The organism is Lutispora sp. QWL-02, from assembly GCF_058315355.1.
Window position 1 is genome coordinate 522000 of sequence record NZ_CM177762.1, and the last position, 19042, is coordinate 541041.

At 39.1% G+C, this 19042-nt stretch carries 16 protein-coding genes; 13 read left to right on the top strand and 3 right to left on the bottom strand.

Annotated features, from left to right (window positions below; all coding sequences use genetic code 11):
* The first annotated feature begins 204 nt into the window (after positions 1-204).
* Complete coding sequence (locus AC4HCY_RS02250; RefSeq protein WP_323432385.1) at positions 205-1710, top strand: LysM peptidoglycan-binding domain-containing M23 family metallopeptidase; 1506 nt, start codon at positions 205-207, stop codon at positions 1708-1710.
* A gap of 323 nt (positions 1711-2033) precedes the next feature.
* Here AC4HCY_RS02250 and AC4HCY_RS02255 read toward each other — a convergent pair whose 3' ends face one another.
* Positions 2034-3143: a S8 family serine peptidase gene (locus AC4HCY_RS02255; protein WP_491095300.1), complete on the bottom strand. Its 1110-nt coding sequence runs from the start codon at positions 3141-3143 to the stop codon at positions 2034-2036.
* 97 nt (positions 3144-3240) lie between these two features.
* Between AC4HCY_RS02255 and AC4HCY_RS02260 the strand changes: the two genes are divergently transcribed.
* The 10 genes from AC4HCY_RS02260 (at position 3241) to AC4HCY_RS02305 (ending at position 14117) form a co-directional block, all read left to right on the top strand.
* The gene (locus AC4HCY_RS02260; RefSeq protein WP_323432387.1) at positions 3241-3441 is read left to right on the top strand and encodes an FmdB family zinc ribbon protein; all 201 of its coding nucleotides are present in this window, start codon (positions 3241-3243) and stop codon (positions 3439-3441) included.
* A 222-nt stretch (positions 3442-3663) separates the two neighbouring features.
* A complete protein-coding gene (locus AC4HCY_RS02265; RefSeq protein WP_491095301.1) occupies positions 3664-4446 on the top strand; it encodes a peptidase MA family metallohydrolase in 783 nt (260 codons plus the stop codon).
* Between the two features lie 379 nt (positions 4447-4825).
* Positions 4826-5521 (top strand): response regulator, encoded by a 696-nt coding sequence (locus AC4HCY_RS02270; protein WP_255228935.1) that lies wholly within the window; start codon positions 4826-4828, stop codon positions 5519-5521.
* Between the two features lie 3 nt (positions 5522-5524).
* Positions 5525-7288, top strand: coding sequence for an ATP-binding protein (locus tag AC4HCY_RS02275; protein WP_491095302.1), 1764 nt, complete (start codon positions 5525-5527; stop codon positions 7286-7288).
* A 92-nt stretch (positions 7289-7380) separates the two neighbouring features.
* A complete protein-coding gene (locus tag AC4HCY_RS02280; protein ID WP_323431974.1) occupies positions 7381-7902 on the top strand; it encodes a hypothetical protein in 522 nt (173 codons plus the stop codon).
* 133 nt (positions 7903-8035) lie between these two features.
* Positions 8036-9355 carry a hypothetical protein gene (locus AC4HCY_RS02285; protein ID WP_491095303.1) on the top strand — a complete coding sequence of 440 codons (1320 nt, stop codon included), beginning with the start codon at positions 8036-8038 and terminating at the stop codon, positions 9353-9355.
* Positions 9356-9447: 92 nt separating this feature from the next.
* Positions 9448-10326, top strand: coding sequence for a two-component system regulatory protein YycI (yycI, locus tag AC4HCY_RS02290; protein ID WP_323431976.1), 879 nt, complete (start codon positions 9448-9450; stop codon positions 10324-10326).
* Between the two features lie 171 nt (positions 10327-10497).
* A complete protein-coding gene (murA, locus tag AC4HCY_RS02295; RefSeq protein WP_323431977.1) occupies positions 10498-11760 on the top strand; it encodes a UDP-N-acetylglucosamine 1-carboxyvinyltransferase in 1263 nt (420 codons plus the stop codon).
* Between the two features lie 153 nt (positions 11761-11913).
* Positions 11914-12708: an MBL fold metallo-hydrolase gene (locus AC4HCY_RS02300; protein ID WP_323431978.1), complete on the top strand. Its 795-nt coding sequence runs from the start codon at positions 11914-11916 to the stop codon at positions 12706-12708.
* Positions 12709-12971: 263 nt separating this feature from the next.
* Positions 12972-14117: a S1C family serine protease gene (locus AC4HCY_RS02305; protein WP_491095304.1), complete on the top strand. Its 1146-nt coding sequence runs from the start codon at positions 12972-12974 to the stop codon at positions 14115-14117.
* Between the two features lie 54 nt (positions 14118-14171).
* Here the strand turns inward: AC4HCY_RS02305 and AC4HCY_RS02310 are convergent, their stop codons facing one another.
* Positions 14172-15707, bottom strand: coding sequence for an IS1182 family transposase (locus tag AC4HCY_RS02310; RefSeq protein ID WP_491096071.1), 1536 nt, complete (start codon positions 15705-15707; stop codon positions 14172-14174).
* Positions 15708-15873: 166 nt separating this feature from the next.
* On the opposite strand from AC4HCY_RS02310, the gene rlmH reads away from it, so the two are divergent.
* Entirely contained in the window at positions 15874-16353 is a 480-nt protein-coding gene (gene rlmH / locus AC4HCY_RS02315; RefSeq protein ID WP_323430414.1) for a 23S rRNA (pseudouridine(1915)-N(3))-methyltransferase RlmH, read from the top strand.
* Between the two features lie 243 nt (positions 16354-16596).
* Positions 16597-17853 carry a serine hydrolase domain-containing protein gene (locus tag AC4HCY_RS02320; protein ID WP_491095305.1) on the top strand — a complete coding sequence of 419 codons (1257 nt, stop codon included), beginning with the start codon at positions 16597-16599 and terminating at the stop codon, positions 17851-17853.
* 304 nt (positions 17854-18157) lie between these two features.
* On the opposite strand, the gene AC4HCY_RS02325 is transcribed toward AC4HCY_RS02320, so the two are convergent.
* Positions 18158-18913, bottom strand: coding sequence for a class I SAM-dependent methyltransferase (locus tag AC4HCY_RS02325; protein ID WP_323430412.1), 756 nt, complete (start codon positions 18911-18913; stop codon positions 18158-18160).
* Positions 18914-19042: the final 129 nt, after the last annotated feature.

A 19042-nucleotide genomic window follows, 5' to 3' on the forward strand; every position in this document is an offset into this window, starting at 1 on the left:
TCCTCTAAAATCAGGCACTTTCATAACATCGATAAGATAATGCTGCATTACCTTTATATGTGAAATAATACCAAAGGGTATAATTTCAAGAAATAAAGAATATTATATAGACAAGCAGGAAGATTTTTACGTTAATATTTGGTTGAATAACAAGCTTGTATGGTATAAAATATAAAGAGCGATGTTAAGGAAGGAGATGCATTGATGGGGGGAGACGGGGATAATTTTACTAAGTTGAAGCAGAAGATTAAAAACCTGAAACAGCACGCATCCGAATGGTTTGCGAAATCCAAAGGAAGCATGTCAAAGCTAGACATAAAAAAGACTTTGTCTAAGTTTAATATAAAGCCGGCCACAGGCAATAAAAAATTTACTATGAAAGTGGTCAACACCAAAAGGTTTATGGCAACAGGAGGGGCTTTAGTTGTCATATTGATAACCATTACATATTTAATCTTTGCCAATACGGCCTTTGGGGTAATGATTAATGGAAAACAAGTAGCAAAGGTAAAGGATAAGAAAACAGCAGAAGCTGCTATTGAAGCTTTAAAGCAAGAATTTGAAAAAGAAAATGATGCGGCAGTCGCCTTTAAGGATCAGATCTCCTATGAAAAAATAAAGGCTTCTAAAAAGGAACTTTTAGAGGGCAGCGTATTAGAGGGCCAATTAAAAAAGCATATGAGCTATGCGGTAAAAGCTGCTGTAATATATGCGGATGATAAGCCCGTAGTCACCTTGAAAACAAAGGATGAGGCAGACAAAGTTTTATCGGATGTGGAAGAATATTTTCTCAAAGGTCTGGATCGCAGCAGAGTGAAGGAAACGAGCTTTTTTGAGAAGGTTGAGATCAAGGAAGAGTTCGCTGATGCTTCCAGCTCTATGGGCACAGGAGATGCGACGGATTTCATCATAAAGGGCACCAGCGAAATACGAGTACATAAGGTTGAATCAGGAGAAAGCTTTTGGAGCATATCAAGGAAATATGACATAAGTATAGAGGATTTGCAGAAGGCTAACCCCGGAGCAAACCCGGAAAAGATTAAAATAGGCCAAGAAATAAACCTAGTGGTCCCAAAATCTTTGATCAGAGTGAAAACTGTTGAAGATGTTACATATATCGATAAAATACCATATGAACAAAAGCTGGAACTCAGCAGCAGCATGTATAAGGACCAGACTCAAATAAGAGTAAAAGGTGAATACGGCGAAAAAGAAATTAAAGCTGAAGTGACCAAGGCCAACGGCATTGAAACAGGTCGAGTTATCTTGTCGGAGAAAATAATAAAGCAGCCTAAGGATCAGATTTTGGTAAAGGGTACCAAGGCTCCTCCTCCTAAAAAAGGCACCGGAACTTTTTCTACCCCTGCCAGGGGAAGCATAACCTCCCGATACGGCAGAAGATGGGGAAGACTCCATGAAGGAATAGATATTGGAGCTCCCGTGGGCACCCCGGTAAAGGCTGCCGATGGAGGCGAGGTAATCTATACAGGGTCAAGCGGAGGTTATGGAAAGCTGATAAAGATTGACCACGGCGGAGGCTTTGTCACATATTACGGCCACTTGAGCAAGATAAGCGTCAAGGTAGGCGATAAAGTATATAAGGGACAAACCATCGGTGCAGTAGGAAATACAGGCAGAAGCACCGGACCTCACCTGCATTTTGAAATAAGGAAGAACGGCAGTCCGGTCAACCCGACGAAATATTTATAAAAAGACTTGTTGTTAAGAGCTTGCTGATACAGCAGCTATAAGTAGAATGGTATGTATATCTGAATACAAATATACATACCATTTATTTAGCTATACAAGCAATAGCATCCATATATAGTCAAGTATAGTATATAAAAATTGATGACCCTTATGAGCTGAGCCTAAGAAAACCCTACGCTTCCCAAAGGTCATCCGTGACCTGGAAAGCTTGCTTGGCGTCCGTTACGCTTCGTTAACTTACTCTAAGGTTCTTCACAAAATTCCGTGTCTTTCCGTGGTTTCCGTTCCCCATGACCTAAAAGGAATACCCAAGCTCTCCAAACTTATAGCTCCTCTATTTTTTCAAGCTTTATATAGCCTTTCCCCTGTGATTGCTTAAGAGCTCCGAAGGATGCGCAGCAAACCTTCAGCAAGCTTTTTGCATCATCGGGAGAAAGCTGGGGCTTTTTTTCATACAGCATGGCCGCGACACCTGCGACCATGCTTGCAGAAGCAGATGTGCCGATCAGGTTTTCTGAAGGGATGCAGCCCGGCATCACCAGATCCGGCTTGTCAATATTCCCTGATGCGGGGCCCCGGCTGCTCCAGGAGGATACAGAAGGCTTCTCGCCGCCTGTATCCATTGCCCCTATGGTCAATAGCTTAGCATTATGTCCTGGGCTTGTGATGGTAGCGGCTTCCGGACCCAGGTTCCCTGCACAGGCAACCACAAGCAGCCCGCTTTTCCACAGCGCTTCTGCAGCGGCAGCCAAAATATCAAAGGCATCATCTTTTACCTTGGCACCAAAATTTAATACCGCAATCCTTATATTATGCTTTTCCTTTAATTCTAAAATCCAATCCATAGAAGCGATGATATCCGAGTAGAATCCATGACCGCTGATATCGAAGGCCCTGGCACATACTATGCCCGCCTCCGCGGCCAGCACGGATGCGGCTGCTATGGCTGCAGTCCCATGGCCGCTGTCATCAAAGGGGTCCTTTTTATCCGTTATAAAATCCTTAAAAGCAAGTATCCTCCGCCTTGGCTTTGTGAAAGCCGGCAAGGGCTTTACACCTGTATCTATAAAGGCCATGGATACGGCCCGGCCGTTTAAAAGCCGGGATTGTACGGCGATGCCGCTATTTACGCTCTCTAACTGGGGAATGATCCTTCCCATGATCTCGGCTTTATCGTCATAAAAAATTTTTTTTATTTCTACGAGAGCTTTAAGGCTGTCGAAATTTCTGACAGGCAAGCTTCCGCAAATACATTTCAGAAAATTGACTTCATATTTAATTTTAAAGCCCATCCGGCTTAATCTTCTTTTGGTAGGATTGTCTATGTAATGCTTCAACTGAAGAATCAAAGGTATATTTTTCACACCCTTGACAGATATTGCATATTTTATTTCAGGATCGATCCTTCTGGTAAACGTAAAAAATTTTTTCATAGAAATCCCCCATCGAAAAAATAAATGATATAATATAATATGCCTGTAAATATTAATAGGTGAATAATATCAAGCTTATCAAAAGGAGAGGATTATCATGGCAGCATTGGATTTTAAATGCGATGATTGCGGTGAAAAATTTTTTGAGATAGTGAACTCATATAATAAAGATAAAGTGGTTTGCCCCAAATGCCAAAGCAAAAATGTAAGACAGGTATTTGAAGGAAAATGCCAAACCGGTGGCTCTTCAAAGGGAGGCTGCGGCGGAAGCTGCGGAACTTGCGGAGGCTGCCACTGAGAGCCTTTTTAGCGTCTACTTGCACTTGATCTTTTGGCAGATTTTCCGTCATACTGCGTTAAATTTTCTTGGAATACCACCAGTATTCCTTCGAAAATTTGCCTTGTCTGACGAAAAATCTGCTCAAAATCTTAAGTACTCGCAGACACTAAAAAAGCTCTATAAAATACCAGTTAAGTTGACATAAAATTTATTGTATAATATATCTGTGGTGATGCAGATATGAAAAGAAAATTTCTTAAAACATATATAGTGCTGACAATATTGCTGGCGCTATTTTTTTTAATGGACGGCAGGACATACATTCTTGCAAGGTCAACGGGCTATAAAGCTTTGAAGGTTTTCGAATACTATAAGAGTACGGAGCTTTCATCCAGCATAGAAGAAGTGAATAAACCTCACTTTATATTGAAAAGCAGGGGCGCTGATGAAAAAACGGTGGAAGAATTGGGAAACTTGCTGGAAAAAAGCTATGATTTGGTGGGAAAAGAATTTAATTATTATCCAACTAAAAACATTCCCGTATTCGTCTATGGAAGCATGGAGGCATTTTGGGATTATAATAAGGCTTTGGACGGAGAAACTGTTATGGGCCTTTACAATATGGGCGTGATTCATTTAGTGGTGCCTGAAGCTTTTGACCTGACTTTGGAGCAATATGAAACAAATGGGCCGGTTCTTCATGAGTATACTCATTTGGTTGTGGACGAGCTGACGGGAGGAAATCTGGAAACATGGTTTACCGAAGGACTGGCCTTATACCAGGAATACAATGTTTACGGCACCGAATGGGGACAGTTTATGGACTCTAAGGATGAATACTCATTGGAAGATTTGCGCGGAAATTTTATGGCATTGGACAGTGACAAGGCCTACAGAAAATCTTTCCTGATAATGAAGGATATTTACGATAGAAAGGGAAATCATGAAGTATTGGATTTATTAAAGGAATTGAAAGCAGGACATGACTTTTATAAAGCTTTTGCTTCCTTATACGATAGCTGATCGGCGCCAATTCATATAAAGGTTGGTCAGCCCGAATAACCTATTCTAAAATCCTGAAACTAAGAATATTGTTAATATCAGAAACAGCCCAAAAAAGAAAACAGGCCCCTGCCTGTTTTCCAGCATCCGGGGGGACACAAATTGGTTTTGTATCAATTGTATTTTTAGTATCTGAATTCATTATATGACATTTTTTTCCCTAATAATATGCGAAAATTGGATTATTTTTCTAGGAAAATAGACCTAATACGACAAAAAATTTAATACTTTGCACATATATGGATTAAATAGTACAATAGAAATAAAAAGAGTTAAGGTAAACTTAGCGGCAGTGATGCCGAAATAATATATAAATAACTGTAAAGAGGGGTATTGATGTATGAATAGCAAGATATTAGTTGTTGACGATGAAAGGCCAATAGCAGATATAATAAAATACAATCTGGAGAAAGAGGGCTATAAGGTTTTCATTGCAGAGGACGGACAGCAAGCTATTGACAGTACATATGAGCACAAGCCTGATCTTATAATTCTTGATATAATGCTTCCGGTTATGGATGGCTTTACTGTATGTAAGAAGCTCAGGGAGAACATAAATACTCCAATAATAATGCTGACCGCAAAAGAAGAAGAAGTGGACAAGGTACTGGGTCTTGAGCTAGGCGCAGATGACTATATGACCAAGCCCTTCAGCTTCAGAGAGCTGTTGGCAAGGGTAAAGGCCAATATAAGAAGAGTAAACTTCTTAAATAATGGTGCAGAAGCCGGGGGCCAGATAATAAAATCAAACAATCTGGTCATTGATCTGAATAAATATGAAGTAAGAAAAGAAGACAGGATAATTGAGCTCACTCTTAGAGAGTTTGAATTGTTAAAATATTTAGCCCTCAATGCAGAGCAGGTGTTTTCCAGAGAGACTCTGCTGGAAGAGGTTTGGGGATATGAGTATTATGGCGATGTCCGAACCGTAGATGTTACTGTGAGGCGGCTCAGGGAAAAAGTTGAGGATGATCCCAGCAATGCCAAATATGTTCAGACCAAGAGAGGCGTAGGTTATTATTTCAGGAGGATTTAACATATGTTAAAAAGCATCCAATGGAAGCTTGTAATAATTTATGTCCTGCTGGTATGGCTTGCCATGTCCATAATTGGTCTTTACATAGTGCAGGCTGTCGAGAAGGACCAGATCAGCAATGTGGCAAGCGATATAGAGGCCAAAGCTGATGACCTTTCCTTTTTATTGAAAGATATGGCCATCGGGGCCTATGATGTGCAGGATATTGTGTATAATTGGTTCAGCGGACGGGGCGGCCAGATTCGATCTGTTTATGTCTTTAATAAAAATGGAAGATCTTTGGCTCATAATGGCGAGGAGCTGCCCATGGAAGACGGCTGGATGATCAGCAGGGCTCTAACGGGTGAAAGGGTCAAAGACTTAAACGACTCTGCAGATCTAAAAAACAACTATAAGAGCATAGCTGTCCCTATCACTTCTGACGGCAGTGAAGTTGTAGGCGCAATTTATCTCAATATGGGCCTTACTTCGATAAATAACTCCATATCCAATATTAAAAATATACTTACCAGCGCTACTATATGGGCGCTGTGTTTTACCGTGCTTTTGGGAAGCATATTGGCCAGAACCATAACAGGACCTATCAAGGAAGTAACCTCAAAGGCCGCGAAGCTTGCAACGGGAGACTTTGAGCATATAATCCCCGTCAGATCCGACGATGAAGTGGGGAAGCTCACGGAAATGTTTAACTACCTTACAGTCAGATTGAAGACCACTCTGAATGAGATGAATAATGAAAAAAGCAAGATGGAGACCATTCTCACTTATATGACTGACGGCGTTGTTGCCGTCAGCTCGGAAGGCACAATAATCCATGCAAACCCTGCGGCTTTTGAATTGTTTAAACTAGCTAAAATAGATGTGGAAGGGAAGAACTTTGATGATGTAGCAAATATGCTGAGTCTTCCTTTTGATGTGAAAGCCTTATTCCAAGATGAGGCAGAGAAAAGCAACCTCATAAGTAACGGTGACTCTACAATAAGATACAGCATTGTACCCTTTAAGAATCAAGGCGCTGAAACTGCCGGTGCAATAATAGTGCTGCAGGATGTAACCGAGCAGGAAAACTTGGATAGGATGAGGAAAGAGTTTGTGGCAAACGTTTCCCATGAGCTTCGAACGCCACTTACAACCATAAAAAGCTATACGGAAACTCTGCTGGACGGAGCTTCGGAAGACAGGGATATGACTTTAAGGTTTTTAAATGTGATAGACAGCGAATCCGACAGGATGACAAGACTGGTAAAGGATCTATTGATGCTGTCCAAACTGGACTATGACAAAACTCAGTTGAATATGAAAGAAATAGATCTGACAAAAATACTCAGCGACTGTGTTTATAAGATGGATATATCCGCAAAGCAAAAGAATCAAAGCATCTCTCTGGAAATCAATGATGAGATCCCGCAGACAATAGGCGATAAGGATAGAATCGAGCAAGTTATGATCAATATAATCAGCAATTCAATAAAATACACGCAGGAAAAGGGAAAAATTCATGTATCAATGTGGAAAGAGGCAGAATATATTTATATAAAGGTCAGGGATAATGGTATTGGCATACCAAAGAAGGACATGGCAAGATTGTTTGAGAGATTCTACAGGGTGGACAAAGCGCGTTCCAGAGGCCTTGGAGGTACTGGCCTTGGGCTATCCATTGCAAAGCAGATAGTGGAAGCTCACAACGGCCAGATTCAATTAGACAGCGTATATGGGGAAGGTACTTGGGTCACAGTTATACTCCCGATTGTATCAAGTGTAAATTAACCTTAATTTGACTGTAATACTATTGTAACAATCATATTGTATAATGATATTGAAATAGATTGATTATGGTTAAAAATTTGGGGGGAAATTCAATGCGCGGCAGCAAGCATCTAAAATTTACGTTGACCTTGGCTATGGTATTTGTTTTCACATTATCTTCTTTTACTGGTGTTTACGCCAGAAGAGCAGATGATCCTATACCTGTTTTTGATTTTGTCAAGGGTATTGAAGAAGAAATACAACCTATAAAATATAGCAACAAGGACTTGACCATCAAGGGAAAAGCATTGAAAGGAACCAAAATTGATATAAGCACATTCTGGTATAAACCAAATAATGAGAAGACTATTATCCATAAAAATAAACCTATAGATGGTGAAGCTGATGATAGCCTTGGAGAATGGATACTGCAGGCCAATAAAAGCTGCAAAGTAGGTATATCCGGAATTTTTGGGGTATCCGTGACTATTAAGTCTGGGAAAAACAAAATAGTTGTTGAAGCCGGCGACGGATCATCCTATGAATTAGAAGTTGAGTATGTTAATAATGAAGAAATAACTGAAAAGATAAACAATATACTTTTTAAAGATCTTGACTTAGAGATAGTGAACTAAAAATGTGTTCGAGGAATGGTAAAAATTGAAGCGGGAAAAACTCAAATCTGCAACTCTTTTTTGTCTTGTGCTGATAAGCGTAATATTGACTACCCAAATATGGTTAGATATATCCATTGAGGGTATTTTTATTATGTTTAAAAAGCAAGAAGTGAATTCTAATGAACTCCTAAGCTCTAATAATGACAAGGCAAGTCTGATAAAACCCGAGAAGCTCATATTAAATAATAACGGTAAGCATACTTTGCTTCTGAATGAAACAGAGATCGGATTGATCTATGATAGGATTTTGGAAGATACTAAGAATATGCTGGCTATAATTTTTGAGTCCAAGGAAGGCATCGAATCAGAAAAACATTCCATGGAATTTATGAAAAATTTAAGGACGGGACGTACCATTGAATTAGAATACCCATTTGCCTATGATTACAGAATTTATGCAAATATGCTGGGAGCTGCCAAAGCGCAATGGGAGGAAATAAAAACTATAGATAGTGTTTTAGTAGGTTATGATAGCAACGCAGTTTATATAGTGGACAAGACATCCGACAGTATATATGAATTCCGCTCAAAGGCATTAAGGAGCAGCATAAGAGTTATGGTGGATATGATAAACAGAAGCAAGACCTATGCCTATATGTTCTTAAATGAGGTAGAACCTGAGAAATATGGAGAAAATGTTCTCATCCCTATAAATATAGAAGATACACATACCATGGCCAAACTTTCTTCGTCTGCAGAAACTGACGATGATAGCTTTGAAAGTATTGCGGTGAATTTCTTTGGCGGAGATCCTTCTACGCTAAGACGCATCGTAGACCCTTCAGGCACAGTTGTATACACCGATGGGGAAAGAAGGGGAGGCATAAGGATGAGCAAAGCGGGAGTTATTGAATATGTGAATTATTCCACTCAATCTAAAAATCAAAAGGACGATTTCACTGTACTGGATGCTGTAAATATAGCCACAAACTTTGTAAACAGCCATATGGGCTTTCCTAAGGATTCCTATATTTCTTCCATAGAGCAGGTGGCTAAAAATAATAAATTATATAGCTGCACTATAAGGTATAATTATAGATATGAAGGAATTCCTATAATAAATGACGAAACAATAATGGATAACCCTATAGAGATTGAAATAGTAAACGGGGAAGTTAAAAGATACAAGAGGGTCGTTAAAGATATTAAGATGACAGGTGAAGGAAAGATCATCAAAAATCCTCTTGATGAAATAATAGATATAGTTTTGAAGAGGCTGAGCTACGATAAAAATATTGATATTGATGATATTAAGATAAAGGATATACAATTGTCATATTTTGAATACAAATTAGAAGGCACAACTTCTATGATACCTGTATGGGTTATAGAAGCAGGAGGCGATACCGGGGCGGCAGGCAGGTATATATTGAATGCAGAATCAGGGGTAATACTTTCGGAGCCATACTAAGGAAAGGGGACACACCGCTGCAGGGGAGTATTCCTTGTTGCGGAATGTCCCCTCGTTATTGCTACTTGATTAAAAGAAACGGGGTATTTGGTATGAATTGGTCAAAAGCTAAAACAATACTCATCGTTGTATTTCTGATAGCAGATATTTTTCTGCTTTATGAATCATATTTAGGACCCTTGGCATTGAGAATGGCAAGGGATAAGGAGAATACGAAGGAAATTGTGGATTATCTTGAAAAGCAAGGCATATCGGTAAAAAGTGCTATTCCTAAGCCCGGCTCATCCAAGGCCGCTCTCGATGTAAAATATAAATATTTCAACGAGCAATATGCCATGGGAAATTTTTTTGATGGCTTAGAGGATGTTGATGTAAAGAACTACGATGATAGAATAGTGATGGAGAATAAAGATATCTACGTGGAGATCAATGGAAACGTAGAGTTGATATATACAAACAAAGCTCTGATTGAGGGACAAACAGGATCTTTTGATGAAGGAGAAGCCCAAAAGAAGATGGAGGCATTTCTAAAGAAGATGGGGATAAATCAAAAGGACAGATATAGCGGGATAAAAAAAATGAAAAACGGCTATCTGGAAATGAGCTGCAGCCAAGGATATAAGGGTACTTTTTTGGATAGAAGCTGTCTGGAGATTCAGGCAACTGATAAAGGCGTGGTTTCTATGAAAATGCTGTGGTTTGAAACAGTAAATAATGGGAAGGCTAAAAAGGAAGTCATATCTCCGGTAAATGCTTTGATGAAACTGTCGGAGCTTTATAAAGATGACGAGCAAAATATAATCGTATTGGATATGAGCTTAGGATATTATTTCAATACAGATGTGGAAGATGTAAAAGAGTTTGATGTAACTACCGTAAAAGAAGGAACGGCCATACCTGTGTGGAAGGTTATAACGGATAAGGGAAGAATATACATAAATGCCTATAATGGCATAGTTGAAAAAAATTAAAAAGTAGTGCAAAATATTAACAGTATGGTATAATATAAAAAGCTTTTGATTATAAATTAAAAGCTTTTATTGTTGGCTATATTATAAAAGAATTTTGATAATGCTATAATATATGAAACGGTATTATGCATGTTTTAACTTTAATTACAATTGATAAGGAGTAGAAAACAATTGGATAAGTTAATTATAGAAGGCGGTCATGCACTGCAAGGAGAAGTAAACATAAGCGGGGCCAAAAATTCCGCTGTGGCAATACTGCCTGCAGCACTGCTGGCAGGAGCCACCTCTACCATTAAAAACCTTCCCGATATAAAAGACGTAGCAAATATAATGGATATTCTTATTCAACTGGGAGCAGACGTAAAAAGAGACGGACGTGACAGGCTTATAATAAATAGCAGCGGCATAAGTACATATAAAGTAGACTTTGAACTTTCAAAAAAATTAAGAGCTTCTTATTACTTCATCGGAGCTTTATTGGGGCGTTTCAAAAAAGCTGAGGTGCCTTTTCCCGGAGGCTGTGACATCGGGGTAAGGCCTATCGATCAACACATTAAAGGTTTTGAAGCATTGGGCGCCAAGATAACCATTGAGCACGGCATAATCAGAGCCGAAGCGGATGAGCTTATCGGTGCCTCTATATTCCTGGATGTAGTAAGTGTGGGGGCAACCATCAATATAATGCTGGCGGCCTGTATGGCTAAAGGTACTACCACCATAGAAAATGCTGCTAAGGAGCCTTATATAGTTGATACAGCAAACTTTTTGAATGCCTTGGGAGCCAATATCAAAGGTGCAGGTACAGATGAAATAAAAATAAAAGGCGTGGAGCGGCTGGGCGGATGTGAGCATGCCGTCATACCTGACCAGATGGAAGCAGGAACCTATATGATAGCTGCAGCAGCCTCAAAGGGCAATGTTCTTATAAGGAATATAATACCTACCCATTTAGACTCCATCAGCGCTAAGATGAAGGAAATGGGAATCGGAATAATAGAAAATGGAGACTCTCTCAGGGTAGTAGCCAATGGCAGACCAAAGGCAGCCAACATAAAGACGATGCCTTATCCCGGCTTTCCTACAGATCTGCAGCAGCCCATGAGCGTTCTGCTGTCCATTGCAGATGGTACGGCCATAATCAATGAAAGCATATATGACGGCAGATTTAAGCATGTGGATGAGCTGAAGAAAATGGGTGCCAAGATAAATGTTGAGGGAAGAATCGCTGTAATAGAAGGTGTAAAAAAGCTTTCCGGATCGCCGGTATGTGCCACGGACCTCAGAGCAGGCGCTGCCATGGTGGTGGCAGGACTATGCGCAGAGGGCGAAACAGCCATCAGCAATCTCATTCATATAGAAAGAGGCTATGAAAAATTGGAAGACAAACTTCTTGACCTTGGAGCCAAAATAAGAAAAGTTTCTGAAGAAGAGTAAAAAATTAATTAGGAATGAGGAATCAGGAATGAGAAGTTAAGAATTCCTTGGGCATAGATCATTAGGTTCGGTCTATCGCCTTTTTTATATATAGCGCGAAAAAGATTTTAAAGCAATATGTTATCAGTCAGTATAACAGCTATGGGGGTCATTATGATTACAAAATTTTGTTCTATTGCCAGCGGAAGCAGCGGAAATTGCATATATGTAGGCAATGATGAATCAGGCCTGCTGATAGATGCAGGGGTAAGCTGCAAAAACATTTTGGAGAACTTAAAAAATATAGGGATATGCACCAGTTCAATAAAGGGAATTTTGGTAACCCATGAACACTCAGATCATATGAAAAGCATAGGGGCCATGTCCAGAAAGCTTAACATACCCATCTATGCCAATGCCAAGACCTGGGAGGCACTGGGCGGCGGCATAGGGACCGTGAAAACGGAAAACATAAGGATATTTGAGACAGGAGAGGAGTTTTGCATAGATGACGTATGCATTTCCCCATTTTCTATTTCTCATGATGCTGCAGAGCCTGTAGGCTTTACCTTTTCTTTTGGCAGCGAAAAGCTTGGACTGGCTACGGATTTAGGCTATTTCAGCCAGACTGTGAAGGACGCTTTGAAGGGTGCACATTTTGTAATGCTTGAAGCAAATCATGATGTGGAAATGCTCAAGGTGGGCAGCTACCCGTATTTTTTGAAAAGAAGGATACTCGGGGAGTTCGGACACTTGTCCAATGAGGCATCGGGATACGCAGCCTGTGAGCTTGTGGGTTTAGGCGTCAAGCAGATAATGCTGGGGCATTTGAGCAAGGAAAATAATTTTCCCCAGTTGGCATATGAGACAGTTAGAGGTATTATGGAAGAAAAGGGCATTTCAGTCCAAAAGGATGTGACCCTTGATGTAGCGCCGAGAAGCTCGGTAAGCAAGGTATTCACCGTATAGCTGCTGCAAATAGGGATAATACGGCTATATAAGGTATATCATATTAGTAGAAAATTGCGTAGCAATTTTTTTCGGGTACGTGGTGCATCGCCTAGGGTCACTTCTATGTGGTCTTGGTACGAGGTTCGAGTGTTATAGCAGAGCTCTAGGGTCTGACCCAAAAGGAATACCCTAACCCTCGTGCCTCGTGCCCCGTGCCCCGTGCCCCGTGCCTCGCAGCCATAAAAAATACTGCATATTTTTTATAAAAGAAGGTGATATATATGGATAATTACCCCGGCAATTATGGACCTCCCGAAGACTTCAGAAGGAAGAGCAGAAGAGGAAGCGGCCTGGCCTATTTTGCAGTTGGACTTATCGGAGCTATAATAGGCGGCTTGATCGTAGCTGCTATAGTACCCGCGTATTTTTACAGCAAATACACACCTGTTCCTAACAGCAGCGGGGGCAGTATTGCACAGCAAATAGTGATCAATCCTAAGGAAGAGATCAATGTGGCAGGGGCGGTTGCAAAGAAGGTCATGCCGACTGTCGTTGGGATAAGCACCGTATCGGTTCGCAAGGACTATTTCTTTGGCACCAGATATACGGAAGGGGTAGGCTCCGGCGTAATTGTGGATTCTAGAGGATACATACTCACCAATTCCCATGTGGTTGGAGATAATAGAAGCAAGCTCACCGTATTTTTAATCGACGGCAGGGAGCTGGAAGGCAAGGTATTATGGCAGGATGCAGGCTTGGACCTTGCAGTGGTAAAGGTTGAAGCCACCGGTCTGACCGCTGCGGAGCTCGGCGATTCGGATAGCCTTGGAGTAGGCGAAATCGCTATTGCCATAGGCAATCCATTGGGTTTGAGATATGAAAGGACTGTCACTCAAGGGATCGTCTCCGGATTGAACAGAAGCATAATGTTGGACCAAAGCACCATAATGGAAGACCTGATCCAGACCGATGCAGCAATAAACCCGGGCAACAGCGGAGGACCCCTCATCAACAGCAAGGGCCAGATAATAGGCATAAATACGGTAAAAGCTTCAGCGGAAGGCTTAGGATTTGCAATACCCATAAATGTTACCAAGCCGGTAATAAAGCAATTTGTGGAAAATGGAGTCTTCAATCCGCCATACTTGGGCATATATACCCTGGACAGAGAAATCGTCGGATATTATGAAACCGATATAGTGATCAAATCCGGACTGTATATACGCGAGGTAATCAAAGGCTCTGCAGCGGAGACCGCAGGCCTTAGAGAAGGAGACATAATCACTCACATAGACAATGTTGAAATAAATACTATGCTGAAGCTCAGGAGTGTTTTGTATAACAAAAAACCCGGAGATACAGTCAATATAAAATATCAAAGGAACGGCAAGGAATATGAAACCCAGGCCGTCCTCCAGGGCCGCTAAGAAGCATCGGGGACGGTTCGAAACCACTGAAAAATTAATGTTTTTAGATAGGTTTTAACCAGCAATTTGAACTTTTTTAGGAAGTAACCATAATTCTTCAATTATAGCAATAAAACAAGTAGAACGAGAGGATAGTATGCTTGCTATCCTCTTTAAATTTACTACCAGCGCCGTTAGCTTTGCTTGGGTTCCCATGCTTCTAAGACCGTACCCTCTCGCACGGTCCATACCATGGAACCTTTTCATTTCTCCGTTTTTCCATTCATGACTTGCTCGCATTTTATACTTTTCTAGAAAGCCTTCTAACTTTGTAAATTTGCTGTATTCATAAAATGCTGTTGTATTTACTGTAATCTCAAGTATTTTTCTTACTTTACCTTTGTATAAACATTCCTCCCTTTTAGGACAGTTTTTACAATCCTCTTTTTTAAAGTAATAGTAGTAACTTTCTCTATCCTTTTTCTTGCTCTTTTTCTTATTGGCAGTACAATTGCCCATTTCACATGTCCATTGGTCTGAATCCTTGTTGTAACTAAATTTACTATCGTCTAGTTTATATACCGATTCGCTTACCGGAATATATGCTTTTACTTTTTCTTCTTTTAAAAAGTCCAATATGGGCTTCCTAAAATATGCCTTGTCCCCATATGCCTCCTTTATTTCAACTCCACAGTTTTTTGTTTTTTCATATAACTCTTTGAAGTCTGTTCCATCTACATAAGCCCCATCTTGTACATTTACCGCCGTTATTATTCTCTCTTCAGGTATCATTGCAAATTCAACTTTATACCCGAAGAAGCTATCTGTTTTAGATTTGCACCCTACTCTGGCATCTTTATCAACTAATGATCTGATACCCTTTTGTTCTATGAATTTGGGAGAATTCAGTATTTGTTTAGCTTCCTCAATAATTTCTACTGTTTTAGGGGCAACAGTTAAATCAACGCTTGATTCTACATTTTCAATAGTTTTTTCCAGATAGTTCTTCATAGTTTGCTTTGCTATATTATGATCTTCTATTTCCTTGTAATTAGGTATGTTTGTATCTATTTGATCTGGTACTGTCCCAATTTCTTCTCCCATGTTTTTAAATATTTTCTTAGCAAGATGTTTCATGATTCTCTCAGGAACCTTTTTTACAGTGTTAGCCTCTGTATGTGTTGCATCAATACTGATACTGCTTCCTTTAATGATGCCTTTTTCTATACATTGCCTGACTACTTCTTGAATAATATCATCCAAGGTAGTTTCCTTAAGTCTTATGGTTCTAAATTTAGCTAAAAGACTTGGATGAGGAAGTTCTTCTTCAGGATTAATTCCAAGAAACCACATATATGCAAGATTCAAAGAGGCTTCTTCAATCACCCGTTCATCTGATAAATTATATAAATACTGAAGTACTAAAAGCCTAGTCATAAGTTCGGGTTCTTTAGCTGGTCTTCCATAATACTTGCAGTAAGACTTTTCTAGTAGTTTATTAATAAAACCAAAATCCACAGCATCATTTATTAATTTTAATATATGATTTTTAGGAATTCTATTGTATAATATTGAATATAAACTTAATTGCTTAGGCTTGTTCTTAAGCATCATAAAACCCCCTTGTTTGTAATGTTTGCTTCACATTCATTATATCATACAGAGGGGGTTTTATGTTGATTCTTGTAGAATATTATTGAATATCTTACAATTTTTATTTAACGTTTTTCAGTGGTTTCGGACGGTTCTTTTTGCTTCTCACAAAAGAGGTGTTCTGATGAATATCAATATAATAGCAGTTGGAAAATTAAAAGAAAAATATTTGAAAGAAGCCGTTTCGGAATACTCCAAACGGCTTTCAAAATATTGCAGGATGGATATAATCGAAGTAGCTGACGAAAAGGCTCCGGAAAATATGAGCCGGGCGGAAGAAGCGGCAGTAAAGGGAAGAGAAGGCCAGGCAATATTAAAGCATGTGAAAAGCGATACCTATGTAATAGCTTTGGCCATAGACGGCAAGCTGCTCTCCTCCGAAGTCTTCGCTGATTTTATCAACGATCTCGGTATAAAGGGGAGAAGCAATATAGCTTTTATCATCGGCGGCTCCCTGGGCCTCAGCGATGAAGTGCTCAAAAGAGCGGACTTCAAGCTGTCCTTTTCGCCTATGACCTTTCCCCATCAGCTCATGAGGGTGATACTGCTGGAGCAGATATATAGAGGGTACAGGATTAATATGGGGGAGCCGTATCATAAGTAAATGCGGTTTTTACTAAAATTGTATATGCAAAATAATATAGGTCAAGGCTGGTGCTCTTTAATGAGTGGCAGCTTTTTATTATATGCTCTTATAATTAACAGAAAACAAATAAAAGACGTTATAATTCTCTGTTGTGTAAATTATTATACAGAAAAATAAATTCCCTTTTATAGATTGTATAATTAAGTTAGAATTATATAAAGCAATTCTGTATTATATAAATAGAAATGTGAGGTAAATAGCATGAGTATTAATTGCAAGATAAATGAATATATGAATGCATACACACAATTATGGCCATTTAGTGGGGCGGTTGTAGTGGTAGATAAAAGTAAGGTTATTTTCAATAAAAGCTATGGTATGGCGAGCATAGAACACAGTGCCCCAAATACAATAAAAACAAAATATAAAATAGCTTCTCTTACGAAACAGATTACTTGCATGGGAATAATGATTCTAAAAGAAAGAGGATTACTTAGCACTCAAGATAGTATCAGAAGGTTTTTTCCTGATTATCCTGAATTTGATGAAAGGATAACTATTCATCATTTAATGACACATACATCTGGACTATATAATGACTTTTCAGTTATAGACCCTTATCTTATAATGGGAAAATGTTTGCTTACACAAAGGGAGATATTTAATCTCTTTAAAGATATGCCTCTAGAATTCCAACCAGGTGAAGGATGGAGTTATTGTTTTTTTGGATACTATTTACTAGGTGTTGTAATTGAAAGAGTTTCAGGAAAATCATATATCGAATTTATAAAGGAGAATATATTTGAGCCTTTGGGAATGAATAGTAGCGGTTTAGATGATTGCAGGGAGATTCTTCCTGATAAAGCCAGTGGATATTATGTAAGCGGAGATAGATTAATATGCTCCGAAATAGATACCATGAGTGCTTTTTCCGCGGGAGCACTTTATTCCACCGTTACTGATATGCTTTTATGGGATGAAGCTCTGTATAATGAAAAACTTGTTTCAAAAGAGACCATGAACGAGATCTTTACACCATACAAAGAGGGATATGGTTATGGATGGTTTATAGATAGTAACCTTAATCGTAAAAGAGTTCGACATAGTGGTGGCGGTAACGGATTTAATCACCAACTTCACAGGTATATAGATGATAAAGTTACTATCCTTGTATTAAGTAATTATGGATTTTCTAATTCTATCAGTATTAATGAAAATATAGCAAAAATAGTTTTTGGTAACACTTATTGCATGCCTTCAAATCCTAAGGCATATAACTTGGATTTAAATGTATATGATAGTAGTTATGCTGGCATATATGAGGAAGAGTATTCTAAATATGAATTTAAAAGGAATGAAGATAATCTATATTTTATACAAGAAGGCAAATGGGTAATGCTTATATACCCAATATCAGAAAACACGTTCCATCATACATGGGTAGACCAAGAGTATATATTCGAAAAGGATGGAAAAGGAGAAATTTATTTTGATGGCATTAAGAAAAATGTTAAATGAAGCCATTGACGATTTATCCAATCGTGTTTTTAGACGGTATCATGTTCAAAGTGCGTAAGGATCGCTTCGTAGCATAGGGGCACCTGCCCCTAGGGTTTATCGCTTGGTTTTCCAGGGCGGTAAAAAAGGCGATCCCTATAGGAATCCGCCCCGTAAAACTTCACATGCCGCTCGAGTCGCTTCCCAGCGTTGGCCTATCCTGCATGTGAATAAAAACATTATTATTACAAACTTTTGTTAGATTATTTTGTTTACACAGTTCGTAAGACACTCCCTCTGGCTTAAAGAATAATCTGATATTACTCTATTTGCGATAAGCTTCAAAAGTAATGATTTGATTTTTATCTGTAGGATATATGCCAAATCTATAATCAGAGGAAATGGTAATGTCAACAAAACCAACCTTCTCCAGAATTAATCTAAATTCCTCTACTCCATACCACCGCAGCGGAAAACGCTCTAATTCAGTTTGTATCAGCTGATTGCTACGCCATTTTTCATATCGCAAATGAGAAACCGTATATTGGTCAATAAAATTGACTTCAACAAGGGATTCATTTAAGGTAATTAAATCTCCTTCAGGGGTGCTCCAGGTTCTTGTTGAGATAGGCCCGGTATTGAAATTTGATTGTATAAATATATCAACAATAAGACGGCCGCCTATGGCAAGATGCTCATAAAAGCATTTTAACCCATTTATAGCTTCTGTTAAATTCTCCAGCAATAGAAAAGAGCCTGTGGGAATAATAATTGCTTCATATTTATGGGGCAGGGAAAAAGCTTGCATATTTTTTTCATAAAGATCAGCTCTAAGTCCTCTCTGTTCACAGTGAAATCTACATAAGTCCAGCATCTGGGGAGAGGAATCTATGCCATCTACAATAAAGCCTTCCTCCAGCAGAGGAATTAAGATACGGCCTGTTCCTGCTGCCGGCTCAAGAATTCTTCCTTTAACAGCATTAAGTCTTTCTTTGTAAAACTCCACGTCTCCAAAGGAGTGTCCGATAGGCTTGTCTATATTATATACTTCTGTAGAAAGCTTACTATAAAAACTAAACATATTGTTTTACCTCCTCATAATTGTTAAAACAATTGAAATCATTTACTAAACAGTTCTAAGCCTTTTTAATAGATACGTAAATTTCCATAGAAATTTTCCTTTGATCTTTTTAGATTAATTCTTCGGGGC